Below are 21,137 nucleotides of genomic sequence, written 5' to 3'. Positions count from 1 at the left end.
CTCAGGCTCAGGCTCAGGCTCAGGTCTCAGGCTCAGGCTCAGGCTCAGGCTCAGGCTCAGGCTCAGGCTCAGGCTCAGGCTCAGGCTCAGGCTCGCCGCCGTCGGTGGTCGGCGGTCCCGGTGGCGTCTCAAGGAAATCCACGGTGATAAGCGGTGGCGGTGGCGGCGGTTCGCTACGGCCTAGTCCGAGCAACGCTAGAAACAACAGCAGGTTGAGCAGACTGCCGACAACGACGGATGTCGCCCAGTGTCTGCGGTCAGCGGACGGGGTTCGTGGCATCGGTCGCGATTCCGATTTGTCTGGCGCCGCCGAGTTGGCTGGCGTCTATAACGCTGAGCAATGCTTGTGTGCTGGCGGCACGGTCCACTCGTAGCTGTACGGCCGTGCCGGGCGCCCGTTGTAGCTGCTCGCGAACAAGTCGCTCGACATCGGTCGCTGCGATCGGGTGGCCGTCGTAGACGATTTGATCGTCCGCCCTAATCGAAAGGATCATGCTCTCCCGCTGTAGAGCTTCCGCCTGGCGGGTTTCCGGTTTGTCGATCACCAGGCCGCGGTCGTCGGGAAACACCGTGGTCACCATAAAGAAAATTAGTAGCAGGAAGACCACATCGATCAGCGGTGCCATGGTGATCTCGGGCTGTCCGGCTTGCAGCTCGGGGAGCGCGATCGGCGCCTGATGTTGCTGTGGCCCCGCCATCAGGCCGCTTCCTTTGCAGGCGTAACGCCGCGGTGATAGACCACCAGCATGCTCTGCTCGGTAACGGCTAAGAGCAACCGCAGTCGACGTACCAGCAGGTGATGCGCGAAGATCACCGGGATGGCGATGATCAGGCCGGTGGCGGTGGTCAGCAGTGCCTGCGAGATGCCGTGTGCCATTTCCTCGGCGTTGCCGGTGCCGTGCAGGGCGATTGCCTGGAAGACGTCGATCATGCCGGTGACGGTGCCCAGCAGTCCGAGCATGGGTAGCAGCGTGCCGAGGATGGCGATGGTCGGCAGGCTACCTTCCAATCGCGGCATCAACTCGGCCAAGTGAACGTTCAGTTGCTTACCCAGGTCGGCGCGATCATGAATCTCGTTCCAGTTGAGCCGCTGTAGCAGCAGCCCGATAGGGCTGCCGCCGCCGCGGGAAACCGGCGGTTGATAACGGCTGTCGGCGTCGAAACCGGCTTGGTCGCGTAACGCTTGTTTGAGCCAACCCTGTACCCGCAAGGCTCGCTCCACCAGCATGATCGTTGCCACCCAGGCGGTGACAAAGATCACCCACATCACCGGGCCGCCACGGGCCATCAAATCGGAAAAACTCTCCAGCAGCTCCATTGTTCGCTCCGCTTAGAAGATTGCCTCGATGCCAAAGAAGGGCATCGCACTCATGCCGCGGACTTCGCGCGGGTTGTCGTAGCGCTCGTATCGTGCGCCGTAGTCGTAGTCGATGATGTTGGCGCGTCCGATGACGTTGTGGATGTCGAGGTACGCGTTCATCCGCCAGGTATTGAACAGAAACGCGCGGTCTATGCGCAGGTCGACGCGGTAGAAGTCTGGCAGCCGTTTGCTGAAGGCATCGCCGTACACTGGACGATAGCGGGTGCGGCCGTCATCCAAGGTTTCTTGCTCGCGGCCGATCACCGGCGTATAGGGCCGACCCGAAGTGGCCTGCACCCGTACACCCCAGCGCCAGCGCTCCCAGTTACCCGACATGGGTTGAGTCCACACTAGGTTGAGCGTATGGGGCTGGTCGCCCTCGTAGTCATAGCGCAGCCCGGTGAGGTCGTTGGTACGCTTGGTGCGGGCGTAGGAATAACTCAGCCAGCCCATGCGGCCGTCGTGTCCGCTCCGCTTGATGAGCAGGTCGCCGCCGTAGGCACTGCCGCTGCCGCGGTTGGCGTAGTTCTCCGGCGGTCCCTCGTCGGTGCTTACTACGAGCCGTTGCATGGGCTTGTGGTAGCCTTCGAGCTGGAGGCTCCATTGTGCGTTCAGGTCGATGTGCACCCCCAACACCCGGTGCTCGGCTTCGGTGAGGCGTAGCCCCGGATTGCCGATGCCGTCCAGCAGGTAGATCGGCCGCGCCAGTTGCAGGTAGCGGCCCCAGCTCGCCGTCAGCGTGGTGGCGGGTGTGAGTTCGTACTCAAGCGAGGCGCGCGGCGAGAAGCCGTGGTCGTCGAAGCCGCCGTCCAATTGCATTTGGGTATAGCGAAGTCCCAGGCCTAGCGTCAGGTCGCCGAAGCGTCGGTTGTACTTAGCGAAGGGAGCGGCCGAGTAGCCGCTGAGGGTACGGTTAACCGCCAGCAGGTCGGCATCGGTGTAGTCGTGGTCGTAGTCATCCGGTGCCGGCAGCTCCGGCGTGTAGAGTTTTATCGGATAGTTGTGGTGCTGAAGTTCGGCGCCGACGGTGTAGCGGGAATCCGCTGTTCGTTGCCAGTGCAGCTCTGGTTGGGCGCGCACCGTGCGTACTTTTGCATCCGAATAGAACGAGTCGCCCTCGGGGTCGGTGCCGAAGTGGATGTTCTCCTGGTATTCGCTGTACGACACCACCGTGCGCTGGTGCCAGCGATCGGCGAGCTGCGATTGCCAGTTGATCCCCACTACGTGATAGCCAACCTCTAGGCCTAATTTGCCCGCCAAGGCAGGGTCGGTTTCCAGACGATCGTTGCTGATCATCTTCATTTCGTCGCCGGCGGTCATGTACATCAGCTCCACCGAGCCGTTGGCTAACTGTCGGTGCCAGCCGAGCTGGGCGTCGTAGAAACGCGGTACGGTGAGGATGGTGTCCGGCTCGCGGTCGTCTTTATCGTCTTCGATCAGCTTGGTCATGCGCTCTGGGCTGAGCACGGCGTCGATGTAGCTGCGTCGGCCGGCAATATAGAAACTATCGGTCGCCGAGCCGAACACCGGCCCCTCGATGAGAAACGAGGAGTCGTAGGTGCCGAGGTTGTAGTGCTGGTGCAGACGGTCGCGGCGCGGCGCGCGCAATTTGACGTCGATGGCGCCGCCTAGGTAGTCGCCGTACTCGACCGGAAAGCCGCCGAGGAAGACGTTGAAGTCGCTTACCAGCATCGGGTTGACGGTCGAGCGCAGGCCGCCGAAGTGGTACAGATAAGGCACCGGGATGCCGTTGATGCGGGTGTCGTTGTCGTCCATGCTGCTGCCGCGCATGTACATTTGGCCCGACCCTTCATGGGCGGTGACCACTCCTGGTAAGGCGTGAACGACGTTGATGGGGTCGCCCGAGCTGCCTGGGGCGTGGCGCAGTTCTTCGCTCGACAGGACGACCTTGGAAATGCGCTCTGCGACGCGGTCTTCGACCACTTCTAATCCGTCTAAGTCATAGGCCTGGCGGGTGATAAAGAGGTCGTGGTGGCCGCCAGTGTGCAGTGTATTGCTGTAGGGCTGATAGCCGGGAGCGAGGATGCGCACGGTGATCGGAAGCTCGCCGGCTTCCAACCGGACGCGCCCCTGCGCGTCGGTTTCCGCATAGTCGCCACTGCTCAGTACGGCGGTGGCGTCGGCAACCGCAACCCCGCTACCGCGCTCGCGTACGCGTAGCGACAGCTCGGTCGCGGTTGCTGGTACTGTGAGCACTAGGCCGCACACCCCACACAACAGACTCGTTGCTAGTTTCATGTTGATTCTTTTTACCCGTTGATAACCCTACCGCCGAGGGAGGCTAGACTGAGTCTAGCGAGAAGCTGAGAAGCGGTCTTTATTAGTTTTGTAGAAGAAATGTAACTGCTATTGGCAGCGGCTGACCGGCGGGAGCGGTGCCCCGGGAGGTCCGCACTGGGCGGTCTTATCTCCCTTCGCTAACTGCGCGGCTGCGGCCAACTGAGGATCAGCCGCGCGCCACCGAGTGGACTATCGTTGACGACCGCCTCGCCGCCGTGTGCATGCATCACCCGTTGGACGATGGCTAGCCCAAGCCCGTAGCCGCCGGTGCTGCGATTACGGCTGCTATCGAGTCGGGCGAAGGCCTCAAACACGCGCTCGCGGTCGGTGGCTGGAATGCCGCAACCGTCGTCGTCGACGGTGACGGTGAAATGCTCCGGTGCCACTGCCAAACGGATCTCGACTGCTGTGTGCGCATAGCGCTGAGCATTACGAATAATATTGCTGACTGCTCGCCGGATATGGCGCGGGGAGCCTATGCAGATAACCGGTCGGCGGCTTTGCAGACGTAAGTCGATGCTCGGTGCCAGCGGCGCTACCTGCCGTACCAGCTCGTCGACCACGGCGGTTAGATCGAATCGCTCCATCTCTAGCGGCGGGGCATCCCTGTGCAAGCGGCTATAGGCGAGCAGTTCATCGACGAGCTGGTCCAGCTCTTCCAGATCGCCGCTCATATCCCCGAGTTGACGCGGCAGGTCGGCCGCGTTGTCGGTCTGTTGCGCCATCTCCAGTGCGAAGTGGAGGCGGGCGATCGGCGTGCGTAACTCGTGGGAGATTGCCTGCAATGTTGCTTGACGCTCCTGGGTCATGCGCTGGATACGTTCGGCCATGGTATTGAAAGAATTCGCGAGATGGCCGATTGGCCGTACATTGGGGACGTTGGCGCGCGCCTGTAGATCGCCCGCGCCGAACGCAGCGGCGGCCGCCGCAAGTCGGCGCACATGGCGATAGAGCGGATAAGTGAGCGCGAAGATCACCAGGCCGAATACCAGCAGGATGATCGCTATCTGCCAAACCATCGTAAGAGTGTCGCCGGGCAGTTCTACCTCTAGTCGCTGCACCACTACCAGGTCGCTGTCGGGCAGGGGCGAGAACAGCTCGATGATCTCGCCGCCGTTCAAGGGGACGGCGGACCTCGACCACGCTGCATGCTTGCCCGTGGCCAGTCGCTCGAACACGAACGGCGGCAGGTTCATGGATTGCAGTTGGTCGCGAGTTCGCAGGTCGACGGCGAAGGGGAATTGCCGCTGCAAGCGCGATACCTGGTCCGGCCAGTCTGCCGGGGGATGTTCCGTTAACGCCTCGATCAACAGCAAGTGCCAGCCGGTGGTGATGCGGTGGTACTCATCGACCCAGGCAGTTGTCGTTTCCGCCGAGGCAATCTTGTAGCCGGCGTTGTCGAGCCGGTGGTAAATCGCCACGATCAAAATGGAAGCAACGACCGTCGCCAGCACCGCGCCAAGGTAGAACTGTACGAACAGGCTGCGAAACGGATTGCGCAAGCGTTTGAGAGAAAGGGTGTTGACGTTCATGGGCGGTGGGTTAAGTGCGTACGAACAAATAGCCGCGGCCGCGCACGGTCTTGATGAGTCGGTGTGGTGGCGAGTCGTCGCCCAATTTTCGGCGCAGTTTGGAGATCCGCATGTCGATCGAGCGGTCGACGCCATCGTGTTCGATGCCCCGCAGTTCCGCCATGATGCCGTCGCGGGTGAGAATCTCAGGCGCGCGGCTGGCGAGTAACCATAGCAGGTCGAACTCGGCGTCGGTAAGTTCGACCGGATTGCCGGCGCGAACTACGCTGCGACGGTTACCGTCGATGCTTACATCGCGCTCGATAATAATGCTGTCATGGCTTGTAACTGGGGCGGTCGCTTGGTCGGTGCTACGTTGTGCCCGCCGCAGCAGTGCCCGTAAACGGGCTAGCAGCACCTGTGGTCGTACGGGCTTGGTGAGATAGTCGTCGGCACCGGTATCCAATGCTACGACTTCGTCGATCTCGTCATCCTGCGCTGTTAGCATGAGAATCCAACCGTTGTACGCAGGTCGTACTCGGCGGCAGACTTCTATACCGTCGTAGCCCGGTAGCAACATATCCAGGATTACGCAGTCCGGCGAGGTTGCCAGAATCGTTTTGGTAGCGGCTGGGCCGTCGCCCACCGCCGTGACGGTCAGTCCTTGATTGGCAAGAAATTGCTGCATTAAGTTTGCGAGCCGCTCGTCGTCCTCGACCAGCAGAATGCGCGCGTTCGAATCCATCTATCCCCGCCCCTGTTTTCCCCGGTCAATTATGGCGTCTGCGGCGGCGCTTGTCTCCCCCGTCGCAGCTTGTGTTTACAACGCTCTGGCGCCGGAACCGCGTCACTATAGCGACGGGAGGCGCCTATCTCGGATGCGGCTCGCCGCGCGGGATTCGGAAGCGAAAGGTGCTGCCCGTGCCGGGCTCGCTTTCGACCTCGATCTCGCCGCCGTGGGCCTTGACGATGTTGCGGGCGATGTAAAGGCCTAGGCCGAGGCCTCCAGCCACGCCGCTGCCGTGAAAGCGTTCGAAGATGCGTTGCTGCTCGCTCGCGGGTATCCCTGGGCCCGTATCCTGCACGCTGAATTCGACGCTATCGGCTAGATCGTCCGTCGTCAGCGTTACCCGTCCGCCCTCGGGTGTAAAGCGAATGGCGTTGCTGACTAGATTTAGCAGGATTTGGAACAGGCGGTCGGGATCGGCATTAATCACTGTTTCGCTGTGCTGGTTGTCAAGCAGCGCGACACCCTTGGCTTCGGCGATCGGGCGAAGCAGTTGCAGGGTCTCGTTCATAGCCTCTCGGGCTTTCATCGGGCGGGCTTCAAGAGCGAAGCTGCCAGTCTCGAAGCGGTTCGCCAGCAGTAGATCTTCGATCAGCGAGCGCATCCGGTTGCCGGCGGCTTCGATCCGCTCTAGTGCGTGCCAGAGCCGATCTCGGTTGCTGGCCTCGCTTGCGAGCATGCGTTTGATCAGCGCCGTTTGGATCAACGTTACGCTCAGCGGTGTCCGCAGATCGTGGGATACCACGCCTAGCAGTTCCTCGCGCGCCTGCACGGCGACGCGCTCCCGCTTTACCTGGCGGCCGAGATCCAACTCCATTGCCAGCCGGCGTAGTTCGGTCGCGGCCCAGATCTCGACTGGGTGCCAGCGCCGCGAGCGGCCGCGGACCTGGTCTTGCCAAAGTGCAAACGAGCGGCGCGGATGCAGCCGGATGCCGTCGGCGGTCGGTTCCACCTTCTTTACCGGCTTACCCGCCCAATTTACGAGAGTTTGCTGCTCGGGCAGGAGCCACACCACGCCATTGCGCCCGGGTTTAGGGATGACGACAGCGAGCACCCCCGCGGCCACATCTGCATAGCGAGCGGCTGGAGGGTGCAGCAAAGGCAGTTGCTCGGTGCGGAACAGGCCCTCACGCTGCTGACCCAGTGCTAGCTCGACGATGCCGTCAAGCTCGTGCTCAGGCGGGCAGGTGCCAGCAGTGTCTATATGGCCGTCGATAACCAGTGCTGCGCCGCGAGCTCCGGTAAGTTCCAGTAGGGCGACAGGTTCCCGCAGCAAAGCCGCCGGGATTTCCTCTTCCGAACTCGTCAGTGCGCGCTGTAATCGTTCGAGTACTGCTTGCTTTTGCTGCCGTGCGGCGCGCTCCTCAAGCTCCAGCAGAGCGCTGGTCTGAAGCGACATCAGCTGGCCTATCGTCTCGCACGCCTGTCGGGTGACGTAGGGTACCCGGCGTGGACTGCCGTGGACGCAGGCGATTAGCCCCCAGAGCTTGTCGCCACGTAGTAGCGAGACGCTCATGGAGGCGCGGAACCCCGCGTTCGCCATATACTCGCGGTGCACGGGCGAGACGCTGCGCAGCACCGAGCAGCTCATGTCGAGCGGGCGGCGGGTGTCGGGGCGCTGGGCGGGGATCAGCGGGACCGGTGTGTAGGCTGCGTCCGGAATGATTCGCAGCCAGTTGCGACGGTAAAGCTCGCGCGCCTGCGCCGGAATGTCGGCGGCCGGATAGTGCAGACCGAGGTAGGGTTCCAAATCGTGTGCTTTGGCTTCGGCGACGACTTCGCCGTGCCCGTCGTCGTCGAACTGATACAGCATCACCCGATCGAAATCGGTGAGCTCTCGCACGGCCTCCACCGCGATACGGTGTAGCTCGTTTAAGTTGCCGCTGGTCCGCAGCCGTCCTACTGCCTGCAATAGGTCCGTTGCGGCGGCGGGCTGATCGGCGCTACAGGGTTCGAGTTCAAGGACTGTGACGCCCTCGCTGTCGTGCGCGATGCCGTCGAAGGCACGCTCGCCGAGTTCAACGTGCAGCGGATTGGCTGCGGGGAAAGCCTGGGTTTGCAGCAGGGCCTGAAGCTTGGCGGACTGATTCTCGCCCAATAGCAACGCGATCGGTTGCCCCAGCAGTTCTTCGATCTTTGCCGGTACGAATTCGCCGAGGTTTGCGCTGACCTGTAGCAGACGCAGCTCGGGGCCCTGGCAGGCTAGTAGGATGCCGTGTGGCTGGATGGCGCCGGGTATGTGGATCGGCTCCTCGGCGCAGTGCGCCATATCCTCCGGCGTGAGCGGTTGCTGTTCGTCTTTCACCGTAGGCACTCCCGTAATTCCAGCCAGTTTTCAAAGGTGCGGAAGGTGTTCTCGGCGGCGGCGGTGAGTCTTTGCCGCTCGGTGTTTGCGGATGTCTCGAAGGCGTTTAAGCAGTTCACAAAGTCGCGCCAGCGGCGTCCGGTGGCGTTGCCGTAGCTATGTAAGAAGGCGAGGCCGCGGTGTGGTGATAGGCCGGTGCGTGTGGCGACATGACGGCACAGAACCTGGCCGCCAAGGGTGGCGCCCTCCAGCACGTACAAGCAGCCCAACACCTGAGCCGCGTGGTCCACAGTGGGTAGGTGGCCGCAGGCAGCCAGAACGACAGGGGCTTGCTCAGGTGCCACGACGGCGAGATCCCGGCACAGCCAAGGTGTCTTCGCCCGGTGCGGCCAATCCAGCCCGGGGATGGTGTTGGCTACGGGCGTCAGTCGCTGTTCCAGAGGGTGGTAGAAACCGTAATAGGCTTGTAGCACGCGCTTATAAGCTGGCAGATCCAGGTTGGGTGCCAGCAGAAGTAAGCGTCGCTCCAGGCGACGATGCGTATCGGCGGTGGCCTCGCGCAGTTCGTTTCGCAGTGGACTGTGACGAGCGTCTTCCATGGTGATCGATGTGTAGCGCTGGTGGTCGACGGTGCGCCCGGTGTCGGCGCGCGAACTTTGAGATACCTATCGCGAGTTATAGGTCCGCCGGACGCCGGGTACGAGGACTTGCCTTCGACTGTGATCGGCCATGTGAGCTAACAGTAAATGACTGCTCCGCTATTCGTCGGAGCAGGTCCGTTTCGCTTCTTGCCGGCGATTACAGATAGCCGGTTTCGGCCGGCGGTGCGTCCCAGCGATCGTGTCGACCGTCTTCGTAATTGACGGGAAGGGCAGCGAGTTGTTCCGGCGCAACGTCGTCGAGGCAAGCAACATTAATGGCATAAAAGCGGTTGCCGTCGATTTCGCCGTGGCCGAATGGTTTGACGCCGCAGCGACTGCAGAAAAGATGGGCGACCGTGCGGCTGCCGAAATGATACTCCGTGAGTGCCTCGCCGCCGGAGAGCAGCCGGAAGGCGTCGGTGCCGACGATCACCTTCCAGAAGCGCGTTTTGCTACAGATCGAACAGTTGCACCGGCTGGTGCCAGCGGCGAGATCGGCACCGCATTCGAACCGAACGGCACCGCAGTGGCAGCTCCCGTGATAGATTTTCATGGCTTCTCCTACAAATTCAACCTTATCACTAGTCGTTCGACGTGCGTGCGGATCGACAGCGCCAACGAAGTTTTTCGCGCTCTCATCACGCCGTTCTCCCGGAATGAGAGCGGGGGGCGCCGTCTACCGCAATAATCGGTTGTCGAGCGGCTTATTGGAAAAGGACGATAGAGGGGGAGTTGAGGCTGGTTAATGGCAACTATATGGCGGTCGCTGATTCGAAGCGTAACCTGATCGTAACGGATGGGGGCGCCCCGACTCGCGGGTAGGGGGCATAGCTGGCTCTTGGCCTGTCGCAATGGCCCGGCGGCGATCCCGCCAGGCCATTACAGTCGGGCGTCGGCTCAGTGCGTGGCGCCGGCCAATAGGTTGTTCAGCGTTGCACTGGGGCGCATGACCTTCTCCACGGTCTCGCGCTTGGGATGATAATAGCCGTCCAGCTCGGCAGGCTTGCCCTGAACCACACTCAGCTCTTCAAGGATCTGCTGCTTGTTCTCCGCCAGCTGTTTGGCGAGCGACGCAAACTGCTCGGCCAGCTCTTTGTCGTCGGTCTGAGCGGCAACGGCTTCGGCCCAATACAGACCCAGGTAAAAGTGGCTGCCGCGGTTGTCTAACTCGCCGGTCTTGCGCGATGGGGACTTGTCGTTTTCCAGCAGTTTTTCCGTGGCCTGGTCGAGGCACTTAGCCAGTACGCGGGCGCGGGGGGAGTTCTGCTTCATGCCCATTTCGTCCAACGATACCGCCAGAGCCAGGAATTCGCCTAGAGAATCCCAGCGCAGGTGGTTCTCTTCCTGCACCTGCTGGACGTGCTTAGGCGCAGAGCCGCCGGCACCGGTCTCGTACATGCCGCCACCGTTGAGCATGGGGACGATGGAGAGCATTTTCGCCGAGGTGCCCAGCTCCATGATGGGGAAGAGGTCGGTGAGGTAGTCGCGCAGGACATTGCCGGTAACAGAGATGGTGTCGCGGCCGCGGAGCATGCGCTCCATAGAGCGGCGGATCGCTTCTTCGTAGGTCTGTATCCGGATGTCGAGCCCCTCGATATCGTGTTCCTGAAGGTAACAGTTGACCTTCTTGATCAGCTCGATGTCATGCGGACGATTGCGGTCCAGCCAAAAGATCGCCGGCGTGTCGGACTGGCGGGCACGGGTGACGGCCAGTTTGACCCAGTCGCGCACGGCCACGTCTTTCGTTTGGCAGGCGCGCCAGATATCGCCTTTTTCTACCTCATGTTGCATTAGCACTTTGCCTTTGTGATCGACAATGCGCATGATGCCGTCGGCTTCTAGCTCGTAGGTCTTGTCGTGGGAGCCGTACTCCTCGGCCTTTTTCGCCATCAGACCGACATTAGGGACCGAACCCATAGTGGTGGGGTCGAAGGCGCCGTTGGTTTTGCAGAAGTTGATCATTTCCTGGTAGATCTTGGAGTAGGTGCTCTCAGGCATCACTGCCTTGACATCCTTCTGCTTGCCGTCGGCCCCCCACATCTTGCCGCCGTTGCGGATCATCGCCGGCATGGAGGCGTCGACGATTACGTCGCTGGGCACGTGCAGATTGGTGATTCCTTTGTAGGAGTCGACCATAGCCATCTCGGGACGGTTCTCGTACACGGCGAGAATGTCGCGATGTAGCTCGTCGCGCTGGGACTGAGGTAGGCTGGCGGTTTTCTCGTAGACGCTGCTAAGGCCATTGTTGGGGTTAACCCCAAGCTCCTTGAACAGCTCGCCCCACTTCTCGAACACGTCTTTATAATAAACGGTGACCGCGTGGCCAAAGACGATGGGGTGGGAGACCTTCATCATGGTGGCCTTGACGTGCAGGGACCACATCACGCCGGACTCGCGGGCATCCTCCATCGTCTCTTCCAAGAAAGCGCGCAGCGCTTTGCAGCTCATGCGCATGCTGTCGATGATCTCGCCGGTTTCGAGCTGCAATTTCTTTTTGAGGGTGACGTTGCCGCTCTTGTCGACGAACTCGATACGTACGTCGCCGGCTTGGGGCATGGTGTAGGACTGCTCGGCGGAGTAGAAGTCGCCACCGCGCATGTAATCGGCGTGGGTACGCGAGGCTTTGCTCCAACTGCCCATGAAGTGCGGGTGCTTGCGGGCAAAGTTTTTTACGGCTTTGGGTGCGCGGCGGTCGGAGTTGCCCTCGCGCAGCACCGGGTTAACCGCACTGCCCAGAATCTTGGCGTAGCGCTTCTGAATGGCCTTTTCTTCGTCGTTCTTGGGCTCTTGAGGGTAGTCGGGGATGTCGTATCCCTGAGACTGGAGTTCCTTGATGCAGGCGTTGAGCTGAGGTACGGAGGCGCTGATGTTGGGCAGCTTGATGATGTTGGCGTTGGGATCCTGGGTTAGCTCGCCCAGGAAGGCCAAACCGTCCTCGACCTTTTGATCGTCGCTAAGCTTTTCGGGGAAAGCCGCCAGGATGCGTCCAGCCAGCGATATATCGGTGAGTTTAACGTCGATGCCGGCGGCGCTGGCGAAGGTCTTGACAATCGGGAGCAGAGAGTAGGTTGCCAGCGAGGGTGCTTCGTCGGTGAGGGTGTAGTAAATGGTGTTAACTGTTTTAGTCATGATGTCCCCTATGGTTCCCGGCGGGTAGCCAAGGACTTGCGGCCTGAAGCAGCTTTTGGCTGCTTCGGGCGGGCCTGAGCACAAGGATTAGCAATGCCGTGCGAATTGTACGGTATTTTACATGCCTTGGGTTCTTGCGTTGCAACATGAAAGCGGAGTCAGGGCCGAATAAGCACTGTTTCTCGCGTAATCCGGCAGCTAGCGTTAGGCGACATCGCTGGCTTCAAATCCCGATGGCTTGGCCGCAACTCTTAATTACAGTGACGGCGCGTTTCGTCACCGCGACCACTAGGCTAACGGTGGGTATTCAGTTGAATCAGCTCGGAGCAGTGATCAATGCCTCGGCTGGGAGTCTTGCGAGGGTCGAGTCGGCTGCTAGGGAGAGTTTGCAGGCGGAGTTGTGCTCTGTAGTGCGGCCGGAGTGGGTGCGCTGGGTGAGTGGGGCTGATGCGGAGAAGGAAGCTAAGCAGCTGATCGAAAAGGGAGCGCAAGGCCTTGTCGTAGGCGGCGGCGACGGTACGATTAGTGCGGTTGCGGGCGTGGCTGCGGCAGCCGGTGTGTGTCTCGGTGTGCTGCCTTTAGGCACTCGTAACCACTTTGCCCGCGATCTCGGCGTTCCGGCAGACGTCGGCGATGCTATCCGGACGCTACAAGACTTTCGCCTCCGCAGGATCGATCTTGGGGAGGTGAATGGGACGACTTTCATCAATAACGTTTCGCTCGGTCTGTATCCGAAACTGGTTGCCCGCCGGGAGAAGTTTCAGCGCTCTCGGGGGTGGCGGAAACTGACGGCACACGCGGCTGCTGCCGGGTACGTATTGCGGCGCTTTCCGTTGAGTCGCGTCAGCGTCGAGGTGGAAGGAAGGCTGATGATGGCGAAAACGCCAATCGTATTTGTCTCTAATAACGTTTGCCGAGACGGGCTTCTTGCAGACGCACGCCGCCCGGCGCTAGATCTTGGCAAGCTTTGGGTTTGCGTGGCTCGCACGGATAGCCGCCTGGCCTTGATGCGGATGTGCCGCGACTTTCTGCTTGGCAGACGAGACGAGATCCCTGGTCTGGATGCCGAGGAGGTCGATGCGGTCACAGTGACTATGAGGCGTCGCCGGATGTTGGTAGCGGTCGATGGCGAAGTGCGGCACCTAGCCTCGCCGCTAAGGCTGCGCAGTCTGCCAGGGGCGCTACAGGTGATTGCCCCGTGAGGACGATCGCTCATATTTCCGACCTCCATTTCGGCCGCGAGGATCCCGTTGTTGCGGAGGGGCTCGTGAGCGAGCTGGCAGCGCTCCGGCCAGACCTCGTCGTCAATAGCGGCGATTTGACCCAACGTGCGCGTCGGAGTCAATTCCGAGCGGCTGCGGCATATTTGCGCCGTATTCCAAGCCCGCAGCTTACCGTGCCCGGGAATCACGACGTTCCTCTCTTTGATGTCGCGCGCCGTTTTCTGACGCCGTTGACGCGTTACCGTCGCTTCATCTGCGACGACCTCGCACCGCTATTTTGCGATGACGAGATTGCCGTCCTGGGATTGAATACCGCCCGCTCGTCGACCTGGAAAGAAGGGCGCGTATCGCTTGCGCAGATCGGCGCGATGTCGCATGCCCTGGGCTCGGTACCGTCGGGCTTGATTAAAGCGGTGGTGACGCATCATCCGTTTATCCCTCCGCCGGGAGATGAAGGGGCCGGCGTTGCCTTGGTGGGAAGAGCCAAGCAAGCGCTGACGGTCATCGAGCGTCAGGGTGTAGATCTCTTGCTGGCCGGGCATGTGCACCACGGTTATACCGGCGACGTGCGGACCTATTACCCATCGGTGACGCGCTCCGTCGTGGTGGCGCAGGCGGGCACCGCGATTTCCCACCGGATACGCCGCGAACCCAACGGTTACAACCTGATCGAGATAACGGCGGACTGCATTCGGATTACCGTGCGCCGCTGGGCCGGCCGGCAGTTTGCGGACTATGACCGCGTGCGTTATCGCCGCAATGGCGGCGCTTGGGAGCGAGACGGCTGATTCGCGGCGTGTAAGCAGGAATAGGCTTGTCCGACTCGTCCATGACCTGGCCAAGTGAGAACAAGTCACGGACGTACTTCTCCATCTTGTCTATGGTTAAACAAGGACGCCCATCTGGGCTTTAGTGTCCTAATTAAAAGCCAGGCTCATCGTGACGCCATGTGAAGGGGAGGCGTCCATCCCGTCATCCACTTAAGCCACGCTCGGATGCGATCGGATGGGTGTCTCGGTGTTGCCTTTAACTTGAGACGATCGCTAGGCAGGAGTTACTCATGCTGCGCAACCTGAAAATCAAGGCAATATTCATCGCTTTGGCGGCAATCAACGCAAGCCTTGCTCTGGTAACGATTCTCGCGGTACTCAGTTTCAGGACTGCTGCTGACGACTTACGAAACGCGGAGATTCTAAAGCGCGAGTCAATCGCGATGGCCAATGAAATGCGCGAAAGCTCGGTTAACTTAACGCGTTTCGCGCGTGCTTTCGTCATTACCGCAGAGCCACGCTTTGAGCGCATGTACAACGACATCATCGCCATTCGCAATGGCGAGAAGCCGCGACCGCAGGACTATCACCGAATCTATTGGGAGTTCGTTGCCGCTGGAGAAAGGCCGCGCCCCGACTCCGATCAGCGGATTCCGCTGCTGACGATGTATGAGGAGGCCGGCTTCACCAGCGATGAGTTTGCGCGCTTGAACGAGGCCCTGGCCGAGTCCAACGACCTCGCTAACGTAGAGGCGGAGGCCATGGGATTGGTCCGTCGGGCGATGAACAACCTGGAGCATCCGGATGCGGAAGTCCAAGCGCAAGCTCGGGCGGATCAGGTGGAAGCGCAGGGGATGCTCTATAACGAGTGGTACTATGGACGAACCGCCGCCGTGATGCAGCCGTTGGACGAATTCCACCAGCTTGTCGAGCAGCGTACCCAGGCCGCTATCGACCAGGCCGAAGCTGCTCAGGGCCGAGCACTAGCAGGTGCTCTGGCGGCGCTTTTCATTATGGTTCTTGTCGTGGCGCTGTCGCTGTTGCTGGTATATCGGCGGCTTGGCGGATCGTTGCAACAGGCGCGAGATATTGCTCGCAAGCTTGCCGATGGCGACCTGACCACAAAAATCGAAGCCACGACCGGCGACGAAGGCGGCGAGCTTTTACTGGCTATGCGCGAGATGCGCGATAACCTCAGCCGAATCATTACCAGGGTTAGGTCCGGAGCCGACAGCGTCGCCTCGGCCTCGGAGGAGTTGGCTACTGCTGCTCGAGCGAGTTCGGAAAACGTAGAACGTCAACGTAAGGAAACCGATCAGGTCGCCACCTCTATGAATGAGATGACAGCGACCGTGCAGGAGGTCGCGCGTAACGCCGCCGGCGCGGCGGAAGCCACCAACCATAGCGATACCGAATCCAAACGAGGTTTGCAGGTAACGCAAGAAGCATCTCAGACGATCGGGCAGCTGGCCGAGGAAATCGAGAACGCCGTTAAGGTGATCCGCCAAGTCTCGACCGATAGCGACAATATCAGCACAGTATTGGATGTGATCAATGGCATCGCCGAGCAGACTAACCTGCTGGCACTCAATGCGGCTATTGAAGCAGCGCGCGCAGGCGATGCAGGACGCGGTTTTACCATTGTCGCCGGCGAAGTCCGGGCGCTCGCGGAGCGGACCCGCGAATCGACGGAGGAGATTCAAAAAACGATCGAACAGCTCCAAACCAGCGCGGCGGAATCGGCGCGCGTTATGGAAAGAAGCCAGACGCAAGCGCAAGCAGGTGTGGATCAAGCCAACCAGGCCGCCCATGCATTGGATGCCATTACGCGGTCCGTAGCCGAAGTCGATGGGATGAACACCCAGATAGCCTCGGCGGCAGAGCAGCAGAGCGCGGCTACCGAGGAAATGAATCGGAGCGTTATCCGCATCCGAGAGCTGGCGGAGGATGCGGCTAGCGGCTCGGAACAGGTCACCGGTGCTAGCAACGAGCTGGCTCGGCTGGCGGCGGAACTCCAGAGCCATGCAGGGCGATTCAAGACCTAACCGAACCAAGGCTGCTCGTAAGATAGCCCAGTACTGCACGTGGTCCCCCCCAGCCTTTGTTGGCGGGCGGCGTGCAGTGTCTCGGGCGTCATTGATTACCCTCCCGCCTCCCATGCGGCCTGACGGCGCTGGGAGGCGCACCTCAATTTTGTTCAATACGGCAACCAAGCGCCCTTGCAGAATCCGGCCATTGTCACTCAGGAGACTGACGATGAGCCTTGCCATGATTCTGCCAATGTCGGCGTTTGCCCTCGCATCGTCTATTTCGCCAGGTCCTGTGAACTTGGTATGCCTGGCCAGCGGTACCCGCTATCCGATCTCTCAAGGCCTTATTTTTGCTACTGGCGCTACGCTCGGGTTTATCGTCTTATTCGTCGCTGTGGGCCTGGGGCTTTATTCGGTGCTGGCCGTTGTCCCGGGTTTTACGCAAGCGCTGCGGTGGGCGGGTGTCGCGTTTCTGCTTTACCTGAGCTTCCGGTTAGTCCAAGACGACGGCCGTCTGGCTGAAGGCGAGGCTCGCAAAGCGCCGGGCTTCGTGGCCGGCGCTCTAATGCAGTGGGCCAACCCGAAAGCCTGGCTGGCGTCGGCCTCGGGCATCGGCGCCTACACCCGTGGCGCGGACCTAGAGGAGGTTGTCATCTTCGCTGCGCTCTATCTCCCCATCTGCTGGTTGTCTCTGGGGAGCTGGGTTTACGCAGGCGCTTTCCTGCGCCAGTACATCCGCCGGCCGGCGGTTCTAAGGACGATCAACCGGATATTGGCGGCGATGCTCGCCGCAAGTTGTATCTACCTACTTGTTGAGTAAGGATTGCCGGTACTGGTCAGGCGTCGCGGCCACGAGTCGCTTAAAGGTACGCTGGAAGTGCGCTTGGTCGGTGAAGCCGGCAGTCAACGCCGCTTCCGCGATGGGTTTGCCGCGCTTGAGTTCCTGCTGGCCGAGCTGAATCCGGCGGTTGATTAGATACTTATGCGGGGTAAAGCCAAAATGCTGCCTAAAAGCGCGGATGAGGTGGCCGGCACTGTAACCGGAGCGGCTGCATAAGTCGTCCAGCGAGATCTCCTCTGCGGCATGCCGGTCCAAGTAAGCGGCTAAGTCCTGTAGAACGCCCGGTGCCCTCGGAGGCGGCTGCGTAGACTGGCCGGCCAGTTCCTGCATCAAGGCCGTCAAGAACTCGACCGCTTCCGTCTGTTTCTCAAGCAAGTCTCGCCCCGACTCTGTTAGGCAAACCGCTAGGCGGCAATACCTGGCAAACCAGGCAGCGTCCGATAGCACAGCGGTGGGGATGTCCTGCCAGCGCGGTTCTTGTATTAGCCCAGCCTCATATCGCAGGGTAGTCAACCAGGCAGTATCGACGTACAGCATCGAGTAAGCCCAAGGCTGATTATCGACGGGGTTGCAGGCATGGACCCAGTCCGGGTTGATCAGCACTAACGTACCGGCGCGAATAGCGTATTCGTCGTCGCGATAGCGAAAGGTGCTTTCGCCCTCGGTTATAGCGCCCAAGGACCACTGCGTATGGCTGTGCGGCGCATAGCAGACGTTCCGGCCATCCTCGACCTGACGTAGCTCCATATGGGGCATGCGGGGGTCACGCCAAAACTTCGGTTGGCTGTTATTCATCATGGGCTTGTCATCATCGGGCCGTTTCCGTGCCATTTTGCAGCTCCGGCCTATACTATAGCCAATATTGTTACTCCCGATCCTGACAATTGCTACTAAGCCTTGCGAGCGGCAGCTCCTGGAAAATCAGCTCCCGACCAAGCAGCTTCATGCCCGCCTGGGCGCTTGCAAGAATCCGCTGCTCATCGTGCGCGATAAAGGCTTTAACTCGGTATCCCTCGTTTGTCGGCAGCCGCTTCAGCATATCCCGTATCGCTTCGCGTGCCCATGGTACCTCCGTTTCGAACTGTCCCAGCAGGCGGTCGTTGCGCCAGATGACAAGGCGATAAGCTGTCATGTCTTTACCTCCTGGGCGGCAAGTCTTGGCTGTAACGCCAATTCTTCCCAGCCAAGGTCGTGCGTTCGCTGTAAGGCCGATACGACAGTCCAACATGCCCGCTTCACCGCCGCCGGCAGCGCGACGCCGGCAAGCAGGTTGCCGGTGAGAGCAGCGGCGAAAAGGTCGCCCGTTCCTTTGGCGCCGCAAGGGATTACGGTATGAGAGAAGAGGTGATCGCCGCCGTCGCGGCTCTCAAGTAGCACTTGCATTTGGGGTTGGTCGTCGCGGCGACAGGCGCTTGTGACCACCACCCATTGGGTTGGCCCCTGTAGCAGTGTGCGTGCGGCACGCCGGCAATCCGCAATGGTAGAGAGTTCCTCCCCGACGAGTTGTTCCAGCTCGAAATGGTTGGGCGTCAGACCGTGCGCCTGAGGTACGAGGCATGCGCGGACGGCCTCGGCAACGCCGGCATGCGTATACACGCCGCTGTCGACATCGCCGATAACGGGGTCCAGGTGCAACCGTATGTTCGGATAGCGGGGATGGATGCGCGACCACCACGCCGCCAGAGCTTCCGCCTGCTCGGGCTCCCCAAGATACCCGACCTGTACGGCGCGGGTCTGGGCCAGAGCGCCCCTGGCCTCAAGATCGTTCAGCCATCCTGTTAACCAAGCGAGAGGAACGGGGCCGCCATGCATTGTTTCGTAATGAGGCGTGTTGCTCAGCAAGACAGTAGGTACCGCGGCGACTCGCAGCCCCCAGCTTTCTAGCGTCGGAATTGCCGCGTTGCCTCCCACGTGACCATAGACCACCTGCGACTGAACGCTGACTACATCGACAGGAACAGGTACGCTCCCGGGAGTAGCTGCTGCGGCGGTAGGCCCGAGTGTCCAGCCGGTATTCATGAGGCGTTCTCCCTTGGGGATGCTTCAGGCCAGTAGTGGCTATCAGGTACGGTGCGCGCACCGAAATGGCTTGGCCGACGCGCACAGTTGTGGCACCTTCCTCGACGGCCAGCTCAAAATCGCCGGACATACCCATGGACAGCTCGTTCATTTCCAGCCCTATACTTGTTTCCTGGCGCAGGCGCTCGCGCAGCCTGCGGAGGCGCTCAAAGCAGGGACGCACGCGTGCGGGATCGCCAGAGAGCAGCGCCAGCGTCATCAAGCCGCGGACACGCAGCGCCGGATAGGCCGACAGTTTGCCCACAAAGCCGACTACGTCCTCAGGAGGAAGGCCGAATTTGCTCGCCTCGCCGGAGGTGTTGACCTGCACGAAAACATCGAGCGCACGTCCTTCCACCTGAAGGCGACGCTCCAAAGCCTCGGCTAGGCGTAGGCTGTCCAGCGCCTGAAACTCGCTGGCAAACCGTGCCACATATTTGGCCTTGTTGGTTTGCAGGTGGCCAATGACCGCCCAGCGCACCTCCTCCAGGTCCGCCGTTGCTTCCGCCTTGTGGTGGGCTTCCTGCACCTTGTTTTCCCCGAATTCCCGGCAACCGACGGCGTAGGCAAGACGAAGGCGGTCGATCGGCACCGTCTTGCTCACGGGGAGCAAGCGGACCTCCGCCGGATCGCGCCCAACACGCGCACAAGCCGCGGCGATACGGGAGCGGATCGCCTCAACGTTGTGCTTTAACTCGTCCAGCCTGCTGGCGGTAGGGTAGGAGGAAAAAGCCGGCACGACGATCGTCTCTCCAAGCTGTTATGATTGTCCTAGGACGAACTATACATTGTCATAGGACAAATGAACATCGCTGGAAAAACTGTTGCCGACATATTCGAGGGTATCCGCCGTGAGGTGCACGCCGGGCGCCTCACGGCGGGCCAAGTATTGCCGCCGGTGCGGGAGCTGGCATCCCAATTGGGCGTTAACCGCAATACGGTGGCTGCCGCTTACAGGAGGTTGGTGGCGGCGAAAATTGCGGAAACTCAGGGGCGTAACGGGACCGTTATTCGGTCGCTGGCGGGAGCTGGCGAGCAGGAAGGCGTTTCCCCTGGCTCGCCGCTTGCAGATCTGGCCGGAGGTAATCCCGATCCCGCGTTGTTGCCTGATCCGTTAGAGGCGCTCGAAAGGCGTGGCTATCGACCGAGACTGTATGGCGAGCCGACCATCGACCCCGAGCTGGAGGCCTTGGCGCGTCGCTGTCTCGGGCCGAATTGCCGGCCGGATTACGCGTTCACGCTTGCGCACGGCGCCGTCGACGCTATCGAGAGATTGCTGGCTGCCTACCTCGTCGCGACCGACAAGGTGGCCGTCGAGGACCCTTGCTTTCTAGGCAGTATCAATACGCTGCGAGCCGCGGGGCTAGAGGCCATAGGTGTGGCGGTGGACGCAGAGGGCATGCAGCCGGACTCTCTGGAAGCGGCGCTTGCGCAGGGTGTTCAGGCCGTTATCTGTACGCCTCGTGCCCACAATCCTACCGGGTGTAGCACGAGCGAGGCCCGCGCCGGCGAGCTGCGCCGCATCCTTGCGCGTTACCCTCATGTGCTGGTGATCGAGGACGATCACTTCGCCCTGTTGGCGCAGACGCCTTTTCATTCCATCGTACCGCCGGAAACTGTGCACTGGGCGCTTGTACGTTCGGTGTCGAAGGTGTTCGGCCCGGATCTGAGGCTGGCCTTTGTCGCCAGCGACGAAGAAACCGCCCGTCGCCTTGGAATGCGGCTTGCGCCTGGAACGACGTGGGTGAGCCACTTGCTGCAGACGGCTGTCAGAGCCTTGCTCGAATCTCAGACGGCGATGGATCGCATACGTGCGGCCGGGCGTACCTACGCGCGCCGGCGCGGGCTACTCGTCACCGCGCTGGCCGACGAGGGTATACAGGCGATGGCGCCCTGCGACGGTTTAAACGTCTGGATACCTATAACAGCCAATCCGGATTCGGTGGTAGAAAACCTGGCGCACCAGGGCTGGCTTGTTCGGCGCGGCGATGTCTTCGCGATCGGCAGCCCCGTGCGGGCGCTGCGGGTCACGGCGTCCGGTCTGGATGCTGCGGTCTCCAAACGCTTCGTCCGCGAATTGCGCGGCTGCCTGCAGGAGTGAACGGTGCCTGCCTTGGTCCCGAGCCTGTCCCTTCCGCTCCTCTAGCGAGTTTAGCTCAAGACTCATACGGCGATGCGCCT

The 21,137-nt window shown here is 61.1% G+C and carries 18 protein-coding genes and 1 pseudogene; 5 read left to right on the top strand and 14 right to left on the bottom strand.

Annotation, left to right across the window (positions count from 1 at the left end):
* Positions 1 to 19 precede the first annotated feature (19 nt).
* From CAI21_RS15145 to CAI21_RS15100, 10 genes are all read right to left on the bottom strand, one after another.
* A complete protein-coding gene (locus tag CAI21_RS15145; RefSeq protein WP_116303049.1) occupies positions 20 to 280 on the bottom strand; it encodes a hypothetical protein in 261 nt (86 codons plus the stop codon).
* On the bottom strand, positions 258 to 698 hold the full coding sequence (locus CAI21_RS15140; protein ID WP_116303048.1) for an ExbD/TolR family protein: 441 nt from the start codon (positions 696 to 698) through the stop codon (positions 258 to 260). The genes CAI21_RS15145 and CAI21_RS15140 overlap by 23 nt, the downstream gene beginning before the upstream one ends.
* Complete coding sequence (locus CAI21_RS15135; RefSeq protein WP_220348439.1) at positions 698 to 1,318, bottom strand: MotA/TolQ/ExbB proton channel family protein; 621 nt, start codon at positions 1,316 to 1,318, stop codon at positions 698 to 700. The genes CAI21_RS15140 and CAI21_RS15135 overlap by 1 nt, the downstream gene beginning before the upstream one ends.
* A 12-nt stretch (positions 1,319 to 1,330) precedes the next feature.
* A complete protein-coding gene (locus CAI21_RS15130) occupies positions 1,331 to 3,619 on the bottom strand; it encodes a TonB-dependent receptor plug domain-containing protein (protein ID WP_116303047.1) in 2,289 nt (762 codons plus the stop codon).
* A 179-nt stretch (positions 3,620 to 3,798) separates the two neighbouring features.
* Positions 3,799 to 5,193: an ATP-binding protein gene (locus CAI21_RS15125; RefSeq protein ID WP_116303046.1), complete on the bottom strand. Its 1,395-nt coding sequence runs from the start codon at positions 5,191 to 5,193 to the stop codon at positions 3,799 to 3,801.
* Between the two features lie 10 nt (positions 5,194 to 5,203).
* Positions 5,204 to 5,917: a response regulator gene (locus tag CAI21_RS15120; protein WP_116303045.1), complete on the bottom strand. Its 714-nt coding sequence runs from the start codon at positions 5,915 to 5,917 to the stop codon at positions 5,204 to 5,206.
* A gap of 124 nt (positions 5,918 to 6,041) precedes the next feature.
* The gene (locus CAI21_RS15115) at positions 6,042 to 8,264 is read right to left on the bottom strand and encodes an ATP-binding protein (RefSeq protein ID WP_116303044.1); all 2,223 of its coding nucleotides are present in this window, start codon (positions 8,262 to 8,264) and stop codon (positions 6,042 to 6,044) included.
* On the bottom strand, positions 8,261 to 8,863 hold the full coding sequence (locus tag CAI21_RS15110) for a biliverdin-producing heme oxygenase (RefSeq protein ID WP_116303043.1): 603 nt from the start codon (positions 8,861 to 8,863) through the stop codon (positions 8,261 to 8,263). The genes CAI21_RS15115 and CAI21_RS15110 overlap by 4 nt, the downstream gene beginning before the upstream one ends.
* A 199-nt stretch (positions 8,864 to 9,062) precedes the next feature.
* Complete coding sequence (locus CAI21_RS15105) at positions 9,063 to 9,458, bottom strand: GFA family protein (protein WP_116303042.1); 396 nt, start codon at positions 9,456 to 9,458, stop codon at positions 9,063 to 9,065.
* Between the two features lie 344 nt (positions 9,459 to 9,802).
* Positions 9,803 to 12,034, bottom strand: coding sequence for an NADP-dependent isocitrate dehydrogenase (locus tag CAI21_RS15100; protein WP_116303041.1), 2,232 nt, complete (start codon positions 12,032 to 12,034; stop codon positions 9,803 to 9,805).
* Between the two features lie 233 nt (positions 12,035 to 12,267).
* On the opposite strand from CAI21_RS15100, the gene CAI21_RS15095 reads away from it, so the two are divergent.
* The 4 genes from CAI21_RS15095 to CAI21_RS15080 all read left to right on the top strand — a co-directional run bounded on the left by CAI21_RS15095 (position 12,268) and on the right by CAI21_RS15080 (position 16,877).
* On the top strand, positions 12,268 to 13,236 hold the full coding sequence (locus tag CAI21_RS15095) for a diacylglycerol/lipid kinase family protein (RefSeq protein WP_181919459.1): 969 nt from the start codon (positions 12,268 to 12,270) through the stop codon (positions 13,234 to 13,236).
* Complete coding sequence (locus CAI21_RS15090) at positions 13,233 to 14,045, top strand: metallophosphoesterase family protein (protein WP_181919458.1); 813 nt, start codon at positions 13,233 to 13,235, stop codon at positions 14,043 to 14,045. Before CAI21_RS15095 ends, CAI21_RS15090 begins: the two co-directional genes overlap by 4 nt.
* 272 nt (positions 14,046 to 14,317) lie before the next feature.
* Entirely contained in the window at positions 14,318 to 16,072 is a 1,755-nt protein-coding gene (locus CAI21_RS15085; RefSeq protein WP_116303038.1) for a methyl-accepting chemotaxis protein, read from the top strand.
* A 211-nt stretch (positions 16,073 to 16,283) separates the two neighbouring features.
* Positions 16,284 to 16,877: a LysE family translocator gene (locus CAI21_RS15080; RefSeq protein ID WP_116303037.1), complete on the top strand. Its 594-nt coding sequence runs from the start codon at positions 16,284 to 16,286 to the stop codon at positions 16,875 to 16,877.
* On the opposite strand, the gene CAI21_RS15075 is transcribed toward CAI21_RS15080, so the two are convergent.
* From CAI21_RS15075 to CAI21_RS25080, 4 genes and pseudogenes are all read right to left on the bottom strand, one after another.
* Positions 16,863 to 17,729 (bottom strand): AraC family transcriptional regulator, encoded by an 867-nt coding sequence (locus tag CAI21_RS15075; RefSeq protein WP_220348436.1) that lies wholly within the window; start codon positions 17,727 to 17,729, stop codon positions 16,863 to 16,865. The genes CAI21_RS15080 and CAI21_RS15075 overlap by 15 nt on opposite strands.
* Positions 17,730 to 17,763: 34 nt before the next feature.
* Entirely contained in the window at positions 17,764 to 18,030 is a 267-nt protein-coding gene (locus CAI21_RS15070) for a cytoplasmic protein (RefSeq protein ID WP_116303036.1), read from the bottom strand.
* Complete coding sequence (gene pdxK, locus CAI21_RS15065; protein ID WP_116303035.1) at positions 18,027 to 18,917, bottom strand: pyridoxine/pyridoxal/pyridoxamine kinase; 891 nt, start codon at positions 18,915 to 18,917, stop codon at positions 18,027 to 18,029. The genes CAI21_RS15070 and pdxK overlap by 4 nt, the downstream gene beginning before the upstream one ends.
* Before the next feature lie 124 nt (positions 18,918 to 19,041).
* Positions 19,042 to 19,695: pseudogene (locus tag CAI21_RS25080) on the bottom strand (YggS family pyridoxal phosphate-dependent enzyme); the annotation flags it as partial.
* A 63-nt stretch (positions 19,696 to 19,758) separates the two neighbouring features.
* Here CAI21_RS25080 and ptsJ point away from each other — a divergent pair.
* Positions 19,759 to 21,057 carry a MocR-like B6 salvage transcription factor PtsJ gene (gene ptsJ / locus CAI21_RS15055; protein WP_116303034.1) on the top strand — a complete coding sequence of 433 codons (1,299 nt, stop codon included), beginning with the start codon at positions 19,759 to 19,761 and terminating at the stop codon, positions 21,055 to 21,057.
* Positions 21,058 to 21,137: the final 80 nt, after the last annotated feature.

The organism is Alkalilimnicola ehrlichii, from assembly GCF_003399765.1.
GTDB lineage: Bacteria > Pseudomonadota > Gammaproteobacteria > Nitrococcales > AK92 > AK92.
This window is presented reverse-complemented; position numbering and strand designations above follow the sequence as displayed.

Bases quoted from the DNA above. Each gene is read 5' to 3' on its own strand.
- CAI21_RS15085 (WP_116303038.1), top strand. From the start codon at position 14,318: ATGCTGCGCAACCTGAAAATCAAGGCAATATTCATCGCTTTGGCGGCA.
- pdxK (WP_116303035.1), bottom strand. From the start codon at position 18,917: ATGAATACCGGCTGGACACTCGGGCCTACCGCCGCAGCAGCTACTCCC.
- CAI21_RS15125 (WP_116303046.1), bottom strand. From the start codon at position 5,193: ATGAACGTCAACACCCTTTCTCTCAAACGCTTGCGCAATCCGTTTCGC.
- CAI21_RS15095 (WP_181919459.1), top strand. From the start codon at position 12,268: ATGGCTTGGCCGCAACTCTTAATTACAGTGACGGCGCGTTTCGTCACC.
- CAI21_RS15105 (WP_116303042.1), bottom strand. From the start codon at position 9,458: ATGAAAATCTATCACGGGAGCTGCCACTGCGGTGCCGTTCGGTTCGAA.
- CAI21_RS15120 (WP_116303045.1), bottom strand. From the start codon at position 5,917: ATGGATTCGAACGCGCGCATTCTGCTGGTCGAGGACGACGAGCGGCTC.
- CAI21_RS15140 (WP_116303048.1), bottom strand. From the start codon at position 698: ATGGCGGGGCCACAGCAACATCAGGCGCCGATCGCGCTCCCCGAGCTG.
- CAI21_RS15135 (WP_220348439.1), bottom strand. From the start codon at position 1,318: ATGGAGCTGCTGGAGAGTTTTTCCGATTTGATGGCCCGTGGCGGCCCG.
- CAI21_RS15075 (WP_220348436.1), bottom strand. From the start codon at position 17,729: ATGGCACGGAAACGGCCCGATGATGACAAGCCCATGATGAATAACAGC.
- CAI21_RS15145 (WP_116303049.1), bottom strand. From the start codon at position 280: ATGCCACGAACCCCGTCCGCTGACCGCAGACACTGGGCGACATCCGTC.
- CAI21_RS15130 (WP_116303047.1), bottom strand. From the start codon at position 3,619: ATGAAACTAGCAACGAGTCTGTTGTGTGGGGTGTGCGGCCTAGTGCTC.
- ptsJ (WP_116303034.1), top strand. From the start codon at position 19,759: ATGAACATCGCTGGAAAAACTGTTGCCGACATATTCGAGGGTATCCGC.
- CAI21_RS15070 (WP_116303036.1), bottom strand. From the start codon at position 18,030: ATGACAGCTTATCGCCTTGTCATCTGGCGCAACGACCGCCTGCTGGGA.
- CAI21_RS15100 (WP_116303041.1), bottom strand. From the start codon at position 12,034: ATGACTAAAACAGTTAACACCATTTACTACACCCTCACCGACGAAGCA.
- CAI21_RS15080 (WP_116303037.1), top strand. From the start codon at position 16,284: ATGAGCCTTGCCATGATTCTGCCAATGTCGGCGTTTGCCCTCGCATCG.
- CAI21_RS15110 (WP_116303043.1), bottom strand. From the start codon at position 8,863: ATGGAAGACGCTCGTCACAGTCCACTGCGAAACGAACTGCGCGAGGCC.